Source organism: Pseudalkalibacillus sp. R45 (assembly GCF_052246725.1).
Lineage (GTDB): Bacteria > Bacillota > Bacilli > Bacillales > Fictibacillaceae > Pseudalkalibacillus.
The window spans coordinates 1,012,273-1,029,730 of record NZ_JBQQCL010000001.1 but is presented as its reverse complement, the minus strand read 5'-3'; the positions used below and the strand labels follow the sequence as shown (position 1 = coordinate 1,029,730).

At 37.5% G+C, this 17,458-nt stretch carries 15 protein-coding genes and 1 pseudogene; 14 read left to right on the top strand and 2 right to left on the bottom strand.

Annotation, left to right across the window (positions count from 1 at the left end):
* The 3 genes and pseudogenes from ACTWQL_RS04820 to ACTWQL_RS04810 all read left to right on the top strand — a co-directional run bounded on the left by ACTWQL_RS04820 (position 1) and on the right by ACTWQL_RS04810 (position 2,143).
* Positions 1 to 445, top strand: a pseudogene (locus ACTWQL_RS04820) (SRPBCC family protein).
* Positions 446 to 920: 475 nt separating this feature from the next.
* Positions 921 to 2,021, top strand: coding sequence for a hypothetical protein (locus tag ACTWQL_RS04815; protein WP_443141268.1), 1,101 nt, complete (start codon positions 921 to 923; stop codon positions 2,019 to 2,021).
* Complete coding sequence (locus ACTWQL_RS04810) at positions 2,018 to 2,143, top strand: hypothetical protein (protein ID WP_443141267.1); 126 nt, start codon at positions 2,018 to 2,020, stop codon at positions 2,141 to 2,143. Before ACTWQL_RS04815 ends, ACTWQL_RS04810 begins: the two co-directional genes overlap by 4 nt.
* Before the next feature lie 106 nt (positions 2,144 to 2,249).
* Here ACTWQL_RS04810 and ACTWQL_RS04805 read toward each other — a convergent pair whose 3' ends face one another.
* The gene (locus ACTWQL_RS04805) at positions 2,250 to 4,061 is read right to left on the bottom strand and encodes a diguanylate cyclase (protein WP_443141266.1); all 1,812 of its coding nucleotides are present in this window, start codon (positions 4,059 to 4,061) and stop codon (positions 2,250 to 2,252) included.
* Between the two features lie 172 nt (positions 4,062 to 4,233).
* On the bottom strand, positions 4,234 to 4,812 hold the full coding sequence (locus tag ACTWQL_RS04800; protein ID WP_443141265.1) for a DUF5317 domain-containing protein: 579 nt from the start codon (positions 4,810 to 4,812) through the stop codon (positions 4,234 to 4,236).
* A 342-nt stretch (positions 4,813 to 5,154) separates the two neighbouring features.
* Between ACTWQL_RS04800 and ACTWQL_RS04795 the strand changes: the two genes are divergently transcribed.
* The 11 genes from ACTWQL_RS04795 to ACTWQL_RS04745 all read left to right on the top strand — a co-directional run bounded on the left by ACTWQL_RS04795 (position 5,155) and on the right by ACTWQL_RS04745 (position 17,455).
* On the top strand, positions 5,155 to 5,874 hold the full coding sequence (locus ACTWQL_RS04795) for a YveK family protein (RefSeq protein ID WP_443141264.1): 720 nt from the start codon (positions 5,155 to 5,157) through the stop codon (positions 5,872 to 5,874).
* A gap of 12 nt (positions 5,875 to 5,886) precedes the next feature.
* Complete coding sequence (locus ACTWQL_RS04790) at positions 5,887 to 6,585, top strand: CpsD/CapB family tyrosine-protein kinase (protein ID WP_443141263.1); 699 nt, start codon at positions 5,887 to 5,889, stop codon at positions 6,583 to 6,585.
* A gap of 252 nt (positions 6,586 to 6,837) precedes the next feature.
* Entirely contained in the window at positions 6,838 to 7,602 is a 765-nt protein-coding gene (locus ACTWQL_RS04785) for a tyrosine-protein phosphatase (RefSeq protein ID WP_443141262.1), read from the top strand.
* A gap of 367 nt (positions 7,603 to 7,969) precedes the next feature.
* Complete coding sequence (locus tag ACTWQL_RS04780; RefSeq protein WP_443141261.1) at positions 7,970 to 9,793, top strand: polysaccharide biosynthesis protein; 1,824 nt, start codon at positions 7,970 to 7,972, stop codon at positions 9,791 to 9,793.
* A 15-nt stretch (positions 9,794 to 9,808) separates the two neighbouring features.
* The gene (gene galU, locus ACTWQL_RS04775) at positions 9,809 to 10,699 is read left to right on the top strand and encodes a UTP--glucose-1-phosphate uridylyltransferase GalU (protein ID WP_443141260.1); all 891 of its coding nucleotides are present in this window, start codon (positions 9,809 to 9,811) and stop codon (positions 10,697 to 10,699) included.
* 707 nt (positions 10,700 to 11,406) lie between these two features.
* Positions 11,407 to 12,660, top strand: a complete 1,254-nt coding sequence (locus tag ACTWQL_RS04770; protein ID WP_443141259.1) for a DegT/DnrJ/EryC1/StrS family aminotransferase — start codon at positions 11,407 to 11,409, stop codon at positions 12,658 to 12,660.
* Complete coding sequence (locus tag ACTWQL_RS04765; RefSeq protein ID WP_443141258.1) at positions 12,653 to 13,282, top strand: sugar transferase; 630 nt, start codon at positions 12,653 to 12,655, stop codon at positions 13,280 to 13,282. The genes ACTWQL_RS04770 and ACTWQL_RS04765 overlap by 8 nt, the downstream gene beginning before the upstream one ends.
* Before the next feature lie 11 nt (positions 13,283 to 13,293).
* Positions 13,294 to 14,019, top strand: a complete 726-nt coding sequence (locus ACTWQL_RS04760; protein ID WP_443141257.1) for a GNAT family N-acetyltransferase — start codon at positions 13,294 to 13,296, stop codon at positions 14,017 to 14,019.
* A 61-nt stretch (positions 14,020 to 14,080) separates the two neighbouring features.
* On the top strand, positions 14,081 to 15,286 hold the full coding sequence (locus tag ACTWQL_RS04755) for a glycosyltransferase family 4 protein (protein WP_443141256.1): 1,206 nt from the start codon (positions 14,081 to 14,083) through the stop codon (positions 15,284 to 15,286).
* A gap of 5 nt (positions 15,287 to 15,291) precedes the next feature.
* Positions 15,292 to 16,329 (top strand): polysaccharide biosynthesis protein, encoded by a 1,038-nt coding sequence (locus ACTWQL_RS04750; RefSeq protein ID WP_443141255.1) that lies wholly within the window; start codon positions 15,292 to 15,294, stop codon positions 16,327 to 16,329.
* A gap of 16 nt (positions 16,330 to 16,345) precedes the next feature.
* Entirely contained in the window at positions 16,346 to 17,455 is a 1,110-nt protein-coding gene (locus tag ACTWQL_RS04745) for a capsular polysaccharide biosynthesis protein CapF (RefSeq protein WP_443141254.1), read from the top strand.
* The last annotated feature ends 3 nt before the right edge of the window (positions 17,456 to 17,458 follow it).

The following is a 17,458-nucleotide window of genomic DNA, read 5'->3' as shown; positions in this document are numbered from 1 at the left end:
ATGCCTATATTCAAACATGATATTATTATCAATGCACCTATCAATGTTTGTTTTGACCTTGCGAGAAACGTAGACGTACACACAGAAACAACAAGTAAATCAAAGGAAAGGGCGATTGATGGTGTTACAGGTGGACTGATGGAAAATGGCGATACAGTTACTTGGGAAGCCACCCATCTTGGAGTAAAACAAAAATTAACAGCTAAGATAATGGAGATGGAAAAACCATATAAGTTTACAGATGTTATGGTAAAGGGAGCATTCCACTCATTTACACATACACACGAATTTATAGAAAGTGGAACAGGCACTATTATGAAAGATACCTTTTCTTATAAATCTCCTTTTGGCATTCTTGGAGTAATGGCTGATAGATTATTTTTAGATGAGAAATTTCATTGTAAATCGTGCAAAAGAGTTAAAAAGGATAGCTGAAAAAAAGTAATGTACCTACTTTATTATTTTTTTGAAAAAATCAACATTAAAATTTAACAGAGCCTAACAATAAGATACCCATCAATTGATCGATGACTATTATATGTGCTCAATCTTTTTACAACTTCATTTATTTTAAAACTAAACTATACCTGTCATCGTCTTATAGTAAAAGGAGGTATGCAAGCTTTCAAATAATGAATGAATCTAAAACCCGTGTACCAGGTACCATTTTCAATCCCTTCTCTGTCAAGGCTTCTCAAAAAGTGCCAGGCACCGATCGGAAACCCTTGGTACGAGCGGCTTCAAAATCGGTGCCTGGCACCGTCGTCCCTTCGCCGGCACGTCACAAAATCCTCTTTCCAAACTTGGGAAAATTGACAACATTTAATCGCAAATATCCGACTTAAATTGACTGAATTTTCCCAATGCCACTTATTTCCACTTGTGTTAAGATAAAATTAACAAAGTGTGGAGGTAATGGAATGGTCGATGTTACATTAGTATCTACAGGAATGGCAGAACAATTGAATAAATGGAACGCCTACTTACTTGCAAGAGATATCGAGAATGCAACGAAAATAAGAAATAGTCTTACTATACTCCATGAGAACAACGTCACCGCAGAAAATGAACAACTTTTCCTACATGCCAAATTAATAGAATTGAAGCACTCACTTTTCATCAAGGATACGGAAAAATCGAAAGAGTTACTTACAGTATTGGATCCTTTGAAAGTGAAAATGAGCGAGTCACTGCAATTCTATTACTATTTCTTCACTGGTTTACATGCTTACCAGGAATTGAATTACGATATAGCATTAAAAGAATTCAAGAAGGCAGAAAAGTTTGTCGATCAGATCCAAGAGAAAGTCGATCTGGCAGAATATCATTATAAAATTGCTTCAACCTATTATTTCATCCGGCAATCACTCGTTTCGCTCATACATCTTGAACAAGCGCAACAATACTATGAACAACATGGAAATACGAAAAGAGTCGCCGATTGTGATATGCTTTATGGAATAAATTACATCGATATGCGACAATATGATTTAGCAGAAGAAAAATTACATACCGCATTAATGCACGCGAAGAGTTTATCTGATCAGCCTTTACAAAATCGGGTACTTCATAATTTAGGATTCTTTTATGCAGAACAAGGAATGTCAGAAGCGGCGATAAGATATCTAAAGTCTTTAGCTGCGGATGAAAATTATGAACATTACCTGAAGGCGGTTTTCCTAATCAGCCGCGAAAATTGTCGTCTCGGCGATTTGAAAGAGTCCCAAGAATGGATCAGTAAAGGATTAAACCACTTACAGCAAAACCCTAACGAGGAGTATCTTCATAAATTCCAACTACTGAAATTATTGTACTTAGAGCCAAATAACATAAATGATGAGCTGATTTCTAAAGGAATCTCCTATTTTAAAGAGAATAAACAATGGGAGGATGTAGAAGAATATTCCAGATTGATCGCTCAAACATACAGTAAGTCGAATGAGCTAGAAAAAGCTGTATATTTCTACGAATCAGCATTAAATGCTGGTAAGACAATAAATTTTATGGAGGCTTTAAAATGAAAAATAAAATAATATTGTTGGTTGCAGTTGCTTTGATGGTTTGGACGTTCGGTATTGGTGATGCTGCAACAATTGCATCAGAACGTGGGGTAGTTTCCGATTCAGTAGAAAGCGGAAGTTGATTCACATAAATAAAAAACCGACAAAATACGATGTTGCTGAAACTTTCAGTGACATCGTTTTTATTTCGACATAAAAAAGCACCGCCCCAATAAGAAGGCAGTGCTCTTAAAGAACTTTCAACTTCGTCATATACATCTCCTGTATCATCTCCACAAATGGTTCAACCAGATCCGGATCGAACTGCGTTCCCGAACAACGTCTCAACTCTTCGATCGCTTCTTCAAATGATTTCGTAGGTTGATAAGGACGTTCTGTCGTCATCGCATCAAACGAATCCACAATACAAAGCACCCTTGCTAGCTTCGGAATCGAGTACCCCTTCAGGCCATAAGGATATCCGCCTCCATCAAACCGTTCATGATGCAGTTCGACAAGCGGAATCGTTTCTTCAAAACCTTCGATCGTTTCTACCCAATCCTTGCCCCAGGTGACATGTTTCTTCATCATTTCCCATTCTTCGAGAGCCAGCTTTCCGGTTTTCGTCAACAACTCACGGGGAACTTCTACTTTGCCGATGTCATGGATGATCGATCCCAGTACTAGTGTGTCCATCTCTTTTTCGGACAGTTCCAGCCGTTTCCCGAATTCATAAACATAATCGAATACCCGATTGGAATGCCTGTAGGTCATTAGATCTTTGGTCAAGAAAATGTTGACATGCTGCTTGGCGATCTGCATTTTATCCTCTAAAACTACACCGTTATCATAATGTTCCTCATCTTCATAGCGCCTGATCATGTTCTTGCCTTTCCGTTTAGCGATATACATCGCTTTATCTGTCTTGGATAAAAAGTCCGCGCTCGTACCCTCTTTATACTCATAAACCCCGCCAGAGAAGGAAAGACAACCGTAAGGCAACACATCTACACCCTTGTAAAATGTATCGTTCACTTTTTTCCTCAACGCATTTAACCGTTGAAATGCAAGAGATTCATTCGTATCCGGCATCAGGATGACAAATTCTTCTCCCCCATATCGTGCAACAACATCTTCATCCCGACAGTCCCGTTGAATCAATTCCCCAACATGTTTGAGCAGATTATCGCCTTCTAAGTGCCCGAACGTATCATTGAACTTTTTGAAATCATCCAAATCCAGGATCGCCATGCTGATCGGCTCGTCCAACTGAATTGCCTCATTCACCTTTTCATCTAAAAGTTCTTTAAAATATCCGTGATTATACAGTCCTGTCAAATAATCACGATTCGCTTTATTCGCCATATGCTGATACAAATTGAAATACTGTTTGAAAGCCATGGAAAGAAGAAATCCCATTGTCGTGAATAACAGGAGCCCCATAAAAACATTCACCTTGATCAAAAAGCACAAAATCAGCGACAGCACCAATGTTATCAAATAACCGGAAGCGGCCTCCCTGATGACTCCCCGCAATTCATTCATGATCCCTTTCGAAAGTGTAATGAGGAAATAACCACCGATGATCAGGACATTGATCATAAAATAGACTGACGTAGCAACAACATAAGGGACCAGGTTATTCAGCGAGACGATGCCTAATTCTCCACCTAGTTGTTTGAATATGAGAAAAGAGCCGATCAACATCAAGCTGTAATTCGAAAAATTGAAGAGATGCTTCCACCAGACGGCCCGCCGTTCAAGAATCAAAAATAAAATCGAAGCGATCAACAACACCTGTAAAGATGCCTGTAATCCATATAAAAACAAGCAGCCGATATAGACAGGAGAATCCATCGAAAGCGAATTCCCTTTCGGCGGCATCAGGATCGTATAGAAATCCAACAAGACGATCGTACCTACAAAAAGTACGAAAACGACCCAGGGAAATACAAGATCATAATTGTAAAATAAGATTGCCCCAGCAAGGGATACCCCGGTTGCTATAACAATAGAAAGATATAGATTTACAGGTTTTTTGATAGGAATTAACGCGTTCATGATCAACTCACTCTTTCGTTTCTATATAAGGATAAAGGAGAAGCAGATGCTCCTCCTTTGGTCGATTTTTAGACTAGTCTGAACCCTGAAGTCAATGCAACCACAGCAGAACCGATAATGAATAAGTTCATAAGGACAGTCTTCATTTTCACAGACATTCAATTCACCTCCTTTAACTGGAATGAACGACAGATGGCTTACGATCGACTCGATGTTTGACCATCAGCATCTGGAGGAATAAGAAGATTCCAATGTTCATGATGATGTCCCCGATACTGATTACTTGCTCTCTTGGATAAAATTCCGGCAAGGCGATGACGTCACCGAGAAACCCTAAATGCGTACCGTCAGTCAAAGCGGTATGTTTTCCGTAATAGCCTTCCTGCAAAGCTTCGCCATAGGCAGGGTCCAAGGTTTGTGCTGCTTCCAAGGACACCGGCATTCTCCCGTCATTCGCAGCCATGACAATGAAGTTCAAGAATACTCCGATGAGAATAAGCCAAACACCAAGACCGTGGTGGCGATTCACCCATAAAAGGGCAAGACCGATCACATAGATCAAAATGAATACATGGTTGCTTATATGTCCGAGAAGTTCAAACTTGTTTTGCAGCAAAAAAATAATCCACTGCACAATCAAGAGCACTGGAAAGACCCAGCCGAATTTTATGTTCAATTGGGAAAAACCTTTGAAATTCCCTTTTCGTAAAAAACCGATCAGAATGGCTGCAAGGATGCCGTCATAGACCATAAGTGTGCTCCTTACTTATAAAATAAAATGCCCAGCTATCGCTTATATCGACAGAAGAATACTAGATTTAATAGGTAATATTGACCAATCCTCCTACAACGTGACAGTGCATTAATGACCTATGATTTTATTAATAGTCGTAAAAATATTCTGGTATAGTAAAGTGGAAGGGGTGAATAGTGGGAAAAATTGTATAATTAATTGTAGCAGTCTCATAAAAAAGCCCTATTTTACAGTTATATTACAAAAAATATTAAGAAATCCCTATTAATGACAGGATTTGCTTGCTATAATACATTTATTATTGACAAATTTTTTATTTGGAAGAACACGGGGGATATCATGGAAGAAACGATAAGTCTGAAAGAAATATTTCTAACGCTCCAAAAACGGTTGAAACTGATACTGTTGATTACGTTAGTAGCTACCGCTATCAGTGGTCTTGTCAGCTATTTTCTGTTGACACCAATCTATCAATCATCATCACAAATCCTTGTCAATCAAACGAATACGGAACAGCAATCTTTTGACATCAATCAAGTACGTACAAATGTTGAAATGATCAATACATATCGCGTGATCATCAAAAGTCCAGCCATCTTAGAACAGGTTATCAATGAACTTGACCTTGACATGAGTGTTTCACAATTGACCAACAGCATAACGGTCAACAGCGAACAAAACTCACAAGTCTTTTCGATTTCAGTAGAACATCCGGATCCGTTTACGGCAGTGAATATCGTAAATACGATCGGGGACACCTTCCAGAAGGAAATTCCGCAAATCATGAACGTCGATAACGTTAGCATCCTATCAAAAGCGGAAGTGCCGGAAAATCCTTCACCAGTCAACCCCAAACCATTGTTGAACATGGCGATTGCCTTGGTTGTCGGATTGATGGCCGGAGTAGGACTAGCATTTCTACTTGAATATCTTGATAACACGATTAAAACGGAACAAGATATCGAAAGTTTACTGGACATGCCTGTGATAGGCGTCGTCCCGGAAATGAATGAAGAACAGTTCCATCAAGCAAAAGGCCGAGTTACAAAGGCAGGATAAGGAGTAAAACATATGAAGCGCAGACTAAAACAAGCAATTCGTGACTTCAAAGAGAGAAGCCTGATTACGCATTATAATTCAAAGTCCCCGATTTCCGAACAATTCCGGACGATCCGGACGAATATACAGTTTTCATCTGCAGATAGTGAATATCGCACAATTATGGTCACTTCTTCAGGACCTGGGGAAGGGAAATCGACTACGACGGCGAACCTTGCTGTCGTCCTAGCGCAGCAGGGAAAAAAAGTGCTCCTCATTGATGCAGACCTCAGAAAACCTACTGCACACTATACGTTCCGTGTCAGTAATGCGCAGGGGCTGACCAATGTATTGACGAAGCAGATTCCGCTTACAGAAGCGTGCAGGGGAACGGAAGTAGAGAATCTCTCTGTACTGCCGAGCGGACCGATTCCGCCAAACCCGGCAGAATTGCTGGGGTCAAGAATGATGAAAGAAATGATTGAACAAGCATTGAATGAATTTGATGTCGTGCTTTTCGATACTCCGCCAGTCCTTGCGGTAACAGACGCGCAGATTCTAGCCAACATATGTGACGGTGTGCTTCTTGTAGTAGGAAGCAACATCACTGAAAAAGAAGCGGCGCTCAAGTCGAAGGAACTGCTGCAAGCAGCCAAGGCGAAGTTGTTAGGGGTAGTGTTGAACCGGAAGAAAATGAAAAAAGGACAATACTATTACTATTATGGGTCATAAATCCTAAAAAAACAGGGCGATAGCCAATAGCCAATCATAGAAATTAATAAAAAATAGAATCATTTATTAGTAAAATGGGTCGAAATTCATAAAAAATTCTGGATTCTACAGCATCCGACAATATTTGCTGTTGATTCCAAATTTAGTTATGGTAAGATAACGAAAGTAGCTTTAGAATGATTTACATTAATAGAAATAAAAGGAACTAGGACCATAATAATACTTTAGTAGTATAAGAGAGAGGTGGTAGCGATGATTGATATACACTGTCATATCTTACCTGGTGTCGACGATGGGGCAGGTACTGTAGAAGATAGCATAGACATGGCAAAAAAAGCTGTCGATGAAGGAATAACCACAATCATTGCGACACCTCACCATAATGCACACTATCAAAACAGACGATTAAAGATAGAGAATGATGTTGAAGAATTAAATAAGGTTTTCCAACATAAAGGGATCAACCTTCAAGTCATACCTGGACAAGAACCACGGATAAATGCAGATCTGTTGGAACAACTTGAAAACCAGGAAATCCTGACACTCTGTAATCAGAATAAATATGTACATATTGAATTGCCTTCAAATCATATTCCGAAGTATACACAATCCTTACTCTATGAAATCCAACTCCAAGGAATTACACCAATCATCGTCCATCCTGAGCGGAATGTTGAAATCGTCGAAAATCCAGAGGTGCTTTTCGATTTTGTGAATGAAGGAATTCTCACACAAGTCACGAGTAGTAGTTTGATAGGAAATTTCGGAAAGAACATTCAGAAGTTTTCTTATCAGCTGATTGAACATAACTTGACTCACTTCATTGCCTCGGACGCCCATAATATTTCGAGCCGAGCATTTCACTTACGCGCAGCATATGAACAAGTAGAAAAGGAATTTGATATCAAAACACGGTATCAATTACAAGAAAACCCGATCTTGCTAGTCAATGGTGAAACCATCATGACAAATACACCAGCACCAATCAAGAAAAAAAGGTTTCTGGGAATCTTTTGATTTAAACGTATTATCATCGGCAATGTCTCCTAGCCGATATCGATGGAGGCACTCGATCGTGCTGTGGGTCCAGCCACCTTAGACACAGTTGTTGTCATTGGCACGGTGTGAGGTGGGGTTAGATGCCCTTTTTTACATAATTCATTCATCTGATTAAATATAATTTTCGGATGATCATTCTGTTTTATTAGGGTAACATTACATCATTTTTACTTGTTATGGATTACCTAGAATTCTTGTTTTGAATAAGAGGCTCAAGGTCCCTCTTATTCAAAACAAGAACCGCAATTGTTTTCAACTTAAAGGTATCGATTGAAATTGCTGAAAAATAATTTTCTTTACTAAAAAATAGAGGAGGGATAGCTCAATGACTTATAAAAAACGTTTATCAATATTAATACTTATCGACTCTCTAATTGTTATATCGGCAATCTTCATCAGTAGTTTTATACTTAATTATGATAATTTATTGACTTCATTGCCTCTTTTTATCAGTTCTCTCATATTACTTCTAGGGCATCATTTTTACTCTTATCTTTATAAACTTTATAAACGGTCATGGCAGTATGCAAGTATTGGTGAACTGATCGTCATTTTCAAGAGTGTAACCTACTCAGTGATGCTCGGAGCTCTTGTACAGGTCATCATGGTTCAAGACATCTATCTCAGGTTGATGCTGGTGACCTGGATGCTGCATATGTTATTGATCGGAGGTTCCCGCTTTTCCTGGAGAGTCTATCGAGATACATATATGAACGCCTCACATAAAAAGAATAGAACCTTGATCATAGGAGCCGGGGCTGCAGGGACAATGGTTGTAAGGCAGTTGAAACAAAATAATGATTCCGACATGTATCCGATTGGCTTCATAGATGATGACATAAGAAAACATCAATTGGAAATATTAGGGGTTCCAGTCGTCGGTTCAACCTTAGATATTACAAAAGTAGTTAAGAACCTTGAAGTTAATCATATCGTCATCGCAATCCCTTCTCTAAATAAAAAGGAACTGAATAAGATCTATCAGGAATGTGCCAAAACAAAGGCGAAAACTAAAATCTTGCCAATGATTGAGGATCTCATGTTAGGTGAAGTATCGATCAATCAGTTCCGTGACGTAAAAGTGGAAGATTTACTTGGCAGAGAACCTGTCGAACTTGATACAGCGAATATTGCAGAAACAATTACTGGAAACACCGTTCTTGTTACAGGTGCAGGTGGATCGATCGGTTCCGAAATCTGTCGCCAGGTCTCGAGGTTCAATCCAGAACAACTGATTTTACTCGGTCATGGTGAGAACAGCATCTACACGATTGAAATGGAATTGAAAGAGTCTTATGGAGACATGATTGAGTTCATTCCAGTCATTGCAGATGTCCAGGACCGCGAACGAATGGGTGAAGTGATGGACAAGTACCGTCCGAACGTCGTCTATCATGCAGCAGCGCATAAGCATGTTCCGTTGATGGAAGGGAACCCTCATGAAGCGATCAAGAATAATGTGATTGGGACAAAAAATGTAGCAGAAACAGCAGGTGCTGCCGGTGTCAGCACATTCGTCATGGTATCGACGGATAAAGCGGTCAACCCAACAAGTGTGATGGGTGCTTCAAAGCGTATGGCGGAAATGATCGTGCAGCAGATGGACACGATCAGCCATACCCGATTTGTAGCAGTAAGGTTCGGTAATGTACTCGGAAGCCGCGGCAGTGTTATTCCACGTTTCAAAAAGCAGATCCAAAAGGGCGGCCCTGTGACGGTAACGCATCCTGATATGGTTCGTTATTTCATGACGATTCCTGAAGCATCAAGGTTGGTCATCCAGGCTGGAGCACTTGCTAGAGGAGGCGAAATCTTTGTCCTCGATATGGGAGATCCAGTCAAAATTGTTGATCTTGCAGAAAATCTGATCAAGCTCTCAGGCTACTCTATAGATGAAATCGGAATCCAGTTCAGCGGTGTCCGCCCGGGTGAAAAATTGTTTGAAGAGCTGCTCGGTAAAAACGAAGTGCATGATGAACAAATCTACCCGAAAATCTATATCGGAAAATCAGTGAATGTGGATTTAGGCATTGTATTGAACTTGATTGAACAGTTTACAGAAATGGACAAGCAGACGGTTCGAAATATGGTATTAGATATTGCGCATAACAGAGTCGAAACAGCTACTCGATTGTCATTGGCTAAATAGGGGAGGAGAGACAAAATGAAAAAAGTACGGAAAGCGATCATTCCGGCTGCAGGATTAGGGACACGCTTTTTACCGGCTACAAAGGCTCAGCCGAAAGAAATGCTGCCTATTGTTGATAAACCGACAATTCAATATATCATTGAAGAAGCGGTCGAATCAGGAATAGAAGATATCATCATTGTAACGGGTCGAGGAAAAAGGGCAATTGAAGACCATTTTGACAAATCTTATGAATTAGAAGAGACATTATTAAAAAAAGGCAAGCTTGAACAGCTAGATGAAATCCAGGGAATATCCAAACTTGCAAACATCCATTATATCCGTCAAAAAGAACCGCTTGGACTCGGTCATGCAATCGCATGCGCAAGCAGATTCATAGGAGATGAGCCTTTTGCGGTTTTACTTGGTGATGATATCGTTCATTCACCTTGTACACCTTGCTTAAAGCAATTGATTGATGTATATGATCGCTTCAATTCTTCCGTCATAGGAGTTCAACAAGTTCCAGCTGAAGATGTTTCAAAATACGGTGTCATTTCAATCGGAAACAGCTTAGTCAATGGTATATTCCATATTGATAATCTCGTAGAAAAACCAAAAATGGAAGAAGCCCCATCCAACTACGCCATCATGGGCCGATACATCTTACGCCCAGAGATCTTTGATATCCTGGAAAACCAAGCACCAGGTGCAGGACAGGAAATCCAGTTGACAGATGCGATCAAGAAATTGAATGAAAACCAAATGGTCGTGGGATATGAATTTGACGGACAGCGTTATGACGTTGGAGATAAACTTGGTTTCATTAAAGCGACAGTCGAGTTTGCATTACAACGTGATGATCTGAAGGGTAATGTATTGGATTACTTGGAAAGTATATTAATGAAGGAAAAAGTACCTCAGTAAATAGTAAGTAAAATTTAAATTGAGTTATGTCATATCCAGAGTCGAATATGGCATAACTCATCATTTTTTTTGGAAACATAATCAGTTGCCAGATGTGGTTAGGGTTAAGGGGAAGACTAAATTCTTCAACTGGATATACTCTGATAGAGCTTGTAGTTATCATGGAGAAGAAAGTGATGATGAAGGGAGTGTTCCTTATTTGTAGGCAGGAAGAGTTGAGTTTTTGGTAAAAGGGGGCTGTCCAATAGGTGTGAGTCTCTCCATACGTAACAACATTTTGAGAAAAATCGTTTTGATACAAAATGTTGTGATGGAGGTGTCTGACACTTTTATTATGGGACTTTTTTTCTTCCGTGATTTCTTGAATAAGGAACTGAGTATCGTAGTTAGATTGAGGGCTAGAAACCTTGCGGGATAAGGGTTTGAGGCGTTTTTAGTGAAAATTATAGATTGATTGAATTGTATATATAATAGGAAGAAACTCGGTTTTGGGTGGTTATGAAGTGAATATCTAATTCGTATTTGTGTGGTAGATTGAATAGATATTACGAGGTGGCTATAGGAAGTGGATAACAATTTTAGTGGTTTAGAAGTTGATTAGAAACGAAGAAGTTCTAATTAAGTCCTAATCTACTAAAAAAACTTTTATAAAGAATTAAGTAATGGTAGCAAGAAAAATACCAAACTAAAAAGTGAGGAATACTAATATGACACAAACCCAAGTCCGAAACATACCTTTTTCTCCGCCTGATATTACAGATGCGGAGATAGAAGAAGTAATAAAAGCTATGAAATCTGGTTGGATTACAACCGGACCTAGAACGAAAGAGTTTGAACAGAAAATAGCTAAATATATTGGTGTAAACAATGCTGTGTGCCTTAATTCTGCTACAGCTGCAATGGAACTTACCCTTCGTATTCTAGGAATAGGCCCTGGGGATGAGGTTATTACTTCAGCTTATACTTATACAGCTTCTGCCTCAATCATAGATCATGTTGGTGCGAAAATTGTACTAGTGGATACTGCTCCTGATTCTTTTGAAATGGACTACTCGCAACTCGCAGATGCAATTACTGAAAAGACTAAAGCAATTATTCCTGTTGATATAGCGGGGAAAATGTGTGATTACGATTCAATCTTTGAAGTGGTAGAAAGTAAGAAACACCTATTTAATGCTAACAATGAACTTCAAGAGCTTTTTAATAGAGTAATTGTGATGACTGATGCTGCTCATGCATTTGGAGCAGAGAGAAATGGAATGAAATGCGGACAGGTTGCAGACTTTACTTGTTATTCATTCCATGCAGTTAAAAATCTAACCACAGCAGAAGGTGGAGCAGTGGTTTGGCGCAATGTAGAAGGGTCAGACAATGAGTGGTTGTATAAACAATTCATGCTATACAGCCTACATGGACAGTCAAAAGACGCATTAGCCAAGACACAAAAAGGTGCTTGGGAATATGATATTGTTTATCCGGCGTACAAATGTAATATGACAGATATAGTGGCTGGTTTCGGATTGATACAATTTAGAAGATATGAAGGCTTAATGAAAAGGCGTAAAGAGATTATAGAAATGTATGATAAAACGCTACTGCCACTAGGAATTAATAGATTGAAACATTATGGAGACAACTTTTCTTCTTCAGGTCACCTTTATTTAATAAGGATACCTGGAATAGAAGAATACGAGAGAAACGAAATAATTATTAAGCTGGCGGAGGCGGGTGTTACGTGTAATGTTCACTATAAACCATTACCTATGTTTACAGCATATAAGAATTTAGGGTTTGATATTGAGCATTATCCAAATGCTTTTAATGTGTACAAAAATGAAATAACACTTCCTCTCCACACTTTATTGAGTAATGAGGACGTTGATTATATTTGTGATACTTTAAAAGATGTGTTACAGGGTTATTTAAGTGTAGAGTTCCAAGTAGGTGAGCAGAATGTATAACGAAATTATCAAAAGGTTATTTGATTTATTGTTAGCGATAATTGCTCTGCCATTTTTACTTATTATCTTGGCAATATTGGGTCCAATTATTTATTTTCAGGATCGAGGAACAATCTTCTACAATGCACCCCGTCTCGGTAAAGATGGAAAGGTTTTTAAGATGTATAAGCTGCGTTCTATGAAAATTAACGCTTCTGATTTAAGAAATGAGGACGGTTCAACTTTTAATGCAGAAGATGATCCAAGATTAACACGAATAGGAAAGTTTATTCGTAAGACAAGTTTGGATGAGACACCGCAATTATTAAATATTATAAAAGGTGATATGAGTATTATTGGTCCTAGACCTGACTTACCAGAACATCGTGATTTATATGAGGGTAACGAGGAAAGAAAGCTTGAAATAAGACCGGGTGTTACTGGTTATAATCAAGCATACTTTAGAAACACTGTCCCCTGGAAAGAAAGAATCCAAAATGATATTTACTATATTGATCATATTTCTTGGTGGCTTGATATTAAGATTTTTTTCAAAACAGCTATATCTGTTTTGAAGCGTGAAGATGTATATTTAACCGAAAAGAGTACGAATTCAAACAAAAATACGGATGTAGGAATGTAAGGGGATTTCTTATGAAAAATATAGAAGATGCAGTGACCTTTAATGAATTAAAGTGGGATACAGATTTTTTTGGAGTCTCTAGTTCTAAAGCTATACTGCACAGACCTCTTACATTACATGAATGGGATGAACTAAAAACAAAGTTTAAAGGATATCAGTTTATATCCATCATGAATATGAACTCTGAGCCTATTAATGCACAGTTGATAGGAAAAGACACATCAGCCTTTTTAGTAGATGTAAATATACAATTTGAGAAACGTATAGTAGGTTTAGATGAAAAACCAAAGAGTGTAACAATACACCAGGCACTAGAAAAGAATAATCAAGTCATTGAAATAGCAGAATTCCAGTTCTCAAAATTTACAGAGGACCCTGAATTAGCCCAACGAGGTGGGGATCAAGTCTATCAACAATGGCTTATTAATTCTTTTGGAAAGACTGACAAGTTTTATGCATTATCAAAGGATGAAATAGGGGATATAAATGGTTTTTTATTATTTTCATATGGAGATAATGCATGTGTAATTGAGTTAATTGCTGTGTCTCAAAAAGAAACTAAAGGTGGCATTGGCACTAGCCTATTTAAGGCAGTAGAATACGGAGCACATCAACAAGGTGTTAAAGAAATTAAGGTTGGTACCCAAGTACGAAACTTGGGTGCAATTAACTTTTACCATAAAGTTGGTTGTAAACAAGTAGGGTGTCACCAGGTTTATCATTTGTGGGATTTTTAGTATAACTCTAACTAAATTATACCAGGAAATGGTGTGCGGCAGAAAATGAGGAGAGATATTTTTGAGAGTACTATACATTGCGACTTCTTTTCCAGAGCCAGATAAGGGGGCTACTATTTATACAGATTTAGCAGAGACATTAAATGAAGCTGGTCATGAGATTACAGTAGCTGTATCGGAACAGGCTAGAAATAAACAACATACTGAAATGAAGAAAGAACGAGGTTTTGATGTACTACGTATTGTGACTGGAAACTACTATGATGTAGGTTTTATAGAAAAAGGTATAACAACCTTAAAAATACCATTCCTTATGAGATATGGTATAAAAAAGTTTTTAGGAAAAAGAGAATTTGATTTCATTTTATTTGAATCGCCTCCAGTGACTAATGCGGGTTTAGTAGCATGGGTAAAAAAACAATTCAATTGTCCGGCATATCTAATGCTTAAAGATATATTCCCTCAAAATGCTGTAGATTTAGGAATTATAAAGAAAAATGGGTTATTTCATCATTTTTTTAAATCAAAGGAAAAGAAATTATTACAAACAGCTGATTACATCGGTTGTATGTCTAATGCTAATTTGCAATACGTATTAGATCATAATTCGTGGATTAATTCTTCAAAGGTCGAGATATTTCCTAACACTAAAAAAATGACAGATAGTATAAATGCTAATGAATTTTCGATGAGAGAGCAGTTTGGTATTCCTAAAGAGTCGTGTGTTTTTTTATTTGGTGGAAATATGGGAAGGCCACAGTATATTGATCTTTTATGCAAGGTTATTGAAGAGTGCAAAAATGAAAAAGACATGTACTTTCTTTTTATTGGTAGAGGAACTGATAGATATAAATTAGAGCAAACAATAAAGGAAAAGGATATTTACAATGCTCTTGTGATTGAAAATCTGCCAAGAACTGAGTATGAACAGATAACAAAAGAATGTGATGTTGGACTGATTGTATTGGATCCCCGATTCTCTATACCAAATTATCCGTCTCGCATCCTGTCGTATTTGGAATATGCCAAACCTGTACTGGCAGTTACGGATAAAGTGACTGATTTAAAAGAACTAATTGAAGAAGCTGACTGTGGTGAGTGGGTTTGGTCAGGAGATCTAAAAGCTTTTATTAATAAAGCTAAGGAATTGTCCATGTCAAAACGATTGAATTTGATGGGATCCAATGGTCGTAAGTATTTAGAAGATAATTTTAATGTAAATCGTTCGGTTGAGATACTAGAGAGTCATTTCAAAAAAGTGAGGTAGAGAGCATGTTTAAAGATAAAACATTATTAATTACTGGAGGAACAGGCTCCTTCGGTAACGCGGTCATGGAAAGGTTTTTAGACAGAGATATAAAAGAAATTCGTATATTTTCACGTGATGAAAAAAAGCAAGATGATATGCGTAAATTATATAAAAACGAAAAATTAAAGTTTTATATTGGAGATGTAAGGGATTTAGCAAGTGTGAAAAATGCAATGCATAGTGTTGATTATATTTTTCATGCCGCTGCACTAAAACAAGTACCATCTTGTGAATTCTTCCCTTTGGAAGCAGTAAAAACAAATATTGTTGGTACTGACAATGTATTAACAGCTGCAATTGATTATGGCGTGAAAAAAGTAATTTGCCTATCAACTGATAAAGCAGCATACCCGATTAATGCAATGGGAATTTCAAAAGCAATGATGGAAAAAGTATTTGTTGCAAAATCAAAAACTGTTGACCCAAATAGGACACTAATTAGTGGAACTAGATATGGGAATGTTATGGCATCACGAGGATCTGTTATACCATTATTTATTGAACAAATTAAAAATGGTCAATCTTTAACAGTAACTGATCCTAATATGACTAGATTTCTTATGAGTTTAGAAGAAGCAGTAGAGCTAGTAGTATTTGCATTTCAAAATGCTGAGGCAGGAGATATAATGGTTCAAAAATCTCCTGCGAGTACTATTGGAGACCTTGCTCAAGCTTTAATAGAATTATTTAATGCGGATAATGAAATAAAAATTATTGGAACCCGTCATGGAGAAAAGCGTTATGAAACACTACTTACGAAAGAGGAATATGTAAAAGCGCAAAATTTACCTGGTTTCTTTAGAGTTCCTGCTGATCAAAGAGATCTTAACTATGATAAGTATTTTGCAGAAGGAGATCAAAAACTAACTACTGTAGAAGAATATAATTCTGATAATACACAAATTCTTAGCATTGAAGAAATTAAAGAAAAATTGCTTGAACTAGAATATGTGCAAAGTGAGCTTCAGGAATGGAATAAAAAGATTCATGTAATGAATTAAAGGTGGGTAATTATCTATGAAAATTCTTGTTACTGGGGCAAAGGGTTTTGTAGGAAAGAATCTTATTGCTGAGCTTAATAACAAGGGATACAACGATATATTCAAGTTTACTAGAGAAAGTGATCCTTTTCTACTTGACAAGTACACAAAAGAATGTGATTTTGTCTTTCATTTGGCTGGAGTAAATAGGCCGAAAAATGAAAATGAATTTATGGAAGGGAATTTTGGTTTTACTTCTCAATTACTAGAACTATTGAAAAAACATGACAATAAAGCTCCTGTTCTTATTACTTCTTCTATTCAAGCAGAAAAGGACAACCCCTATGGTCGAAGTAAGAAATCTGGAGAGGATTTATTATTAAAGCATTATTATGAGACTGATGCAAAAGCTTATGTATATCGACTACCAAATATATTTGGTAAGTGGAGTAAACCTAACTATAATACTGTGGTGGCTACATTTTGTCATAATGTAGCTAGAGGTTTAGATATTCAAATAAACAACCCAGATACAGAGCTTAATCTTTGCTATATAGATGATGTTTTAGAAGAATTTATTAAAGCTCTAGAGGGGAGGCCAACTGTACAAGGTGATTTTTGCGTTGTACCAGTAACACATAGTATTAAACTTAAAAAATTAGCTGAACTTATAAGGAGCTTTAAAGATAGCAGAATAAATTTAAATGTTCCTGATATGGAAGAGCCTTTAACTAAGAAACTATATAGTACTTACCTCAGTTTTTTACCAGAAGATCAGTTTTCTTATAATCTTAAAATGAATTGTGACCAGAGAGGTTCTTTTACAGAATTTATGAGAACACCTGAAAGAGGTCAAGTCTCTGTAAATGTATCAAAACCGGGGATTAATAAGGGAAATCATTGGCATCATACGAAAAATGAGAAGTTTTTAGTTGTAAGCGGAGAAGGTTTAATTCGATTTAGAAAAATAGATTCTGAGGAAATTATTGAGTATAGAGTAAGTGGAGAAAAATTACAAGTTGTAGATATCCCCACGGGGTATATACATTCCATTATAAACGTAGGGGAACGTGAACTCGTAACAGTAATGTGGGCAAATGAATGTTTTGATCCCGAAAAGCCGGACACCTATTTCGTGGAGGTATAATTA

Coding starts and splice junctions, on each gene's coding strand:
- ACTWQL_RS04760 (WP_443141257.1), top strand. CDS start 13,294: ATGAAAAATATAGAAGATGCAGTGACCTTTAATGAATTAAAGTGGGAT.
- ACTWQL_RS04745 (WP_443141254.1), top strand. CDS start 16,346: ATGAAAATTCTTGTTACTGGGGCAAAGGGTTTTGTAGGAAAGAATCTT.
- ACTWQL_RS04805 (WP_443141266.1), bottom strand. CDS start 4,061: ATGAACGCGTTAATTCCTATCAAAAAACCTGTAAATCTATATCTTTCT.
- ACTWQL_RS04800 (WP_443141265.1), bottom strand. CDS start 4,812: ATGGTCTATGACGGCATCCTTGCAGCCATTCTGATCGGTTTTTTACGA.
- galU (WP_443141260.1), top strand. CDS start 9,809: ATGAAAAAAGTACGGAAAGCGATCATTCCGGCTGCAGGATTAGGGACA.
- ACTWQL_RS04785 (WP_443141262.1), top strand. CDS start 6,838: ATGATTGATATACACTGTCATATCTTACCTGGTGTCGACGATGGGGCA.
- ACTWQL_RS04810 (WP_443141267.1), top strand. CDS start 2,018: ATGAAAAATAAAATAATATTGTTGGTTGCAGTTGCTTTGATGGTTTGG.
- ACTWQL_RS04795 (WP_443141264.1), top strand. CDS start 5,155: ATGGAAGAAACGATAAGTCTGAAAGAAATATTTCTAACGCTCCAAAAA.
- ACTWQL_RS04790 (WP_443141263.1), top strand. CDS start 5,887: ATGAAGCGCAGACTAAAACAAGCAATTCGTGACTTCAAAGAGAGAAGC.
- ACTWQL_RS04765 (WP_443141258.1), top strand. CDS start 12,653: ATGTATAACGAAATTATCAAAAGGTTATTTGATTTATTGTTAGCGATA.
- ACTWQL_RS04750 (WP_443141255.1), top strand. CDS start 15,292: ATGTTTAAAGATAAAACATTATTAATTACTGGAGGAACAGGCTCCTTC.
- ACTWQL_RS04780 (WP_443141261.1), top strand. CDS start 7,970: ATGACTTATAAAAAACGTTTATCAATATTAATACTTATCGACTCTCTA.
- ACTWQL_RS04815 (WP_443141268.1), top strand. CDS start 921: ATGGTCGATGTTACATTAGTATCTACAGGAATGGCAGAACAATTGAAT.
- ACTWQL_RS04770 (WP_443141259.1), top strand. CDS start 11,407: ATGACACAAACCCAAGTCCGAAACATACCTTTTTCTCCGCCTGATATT.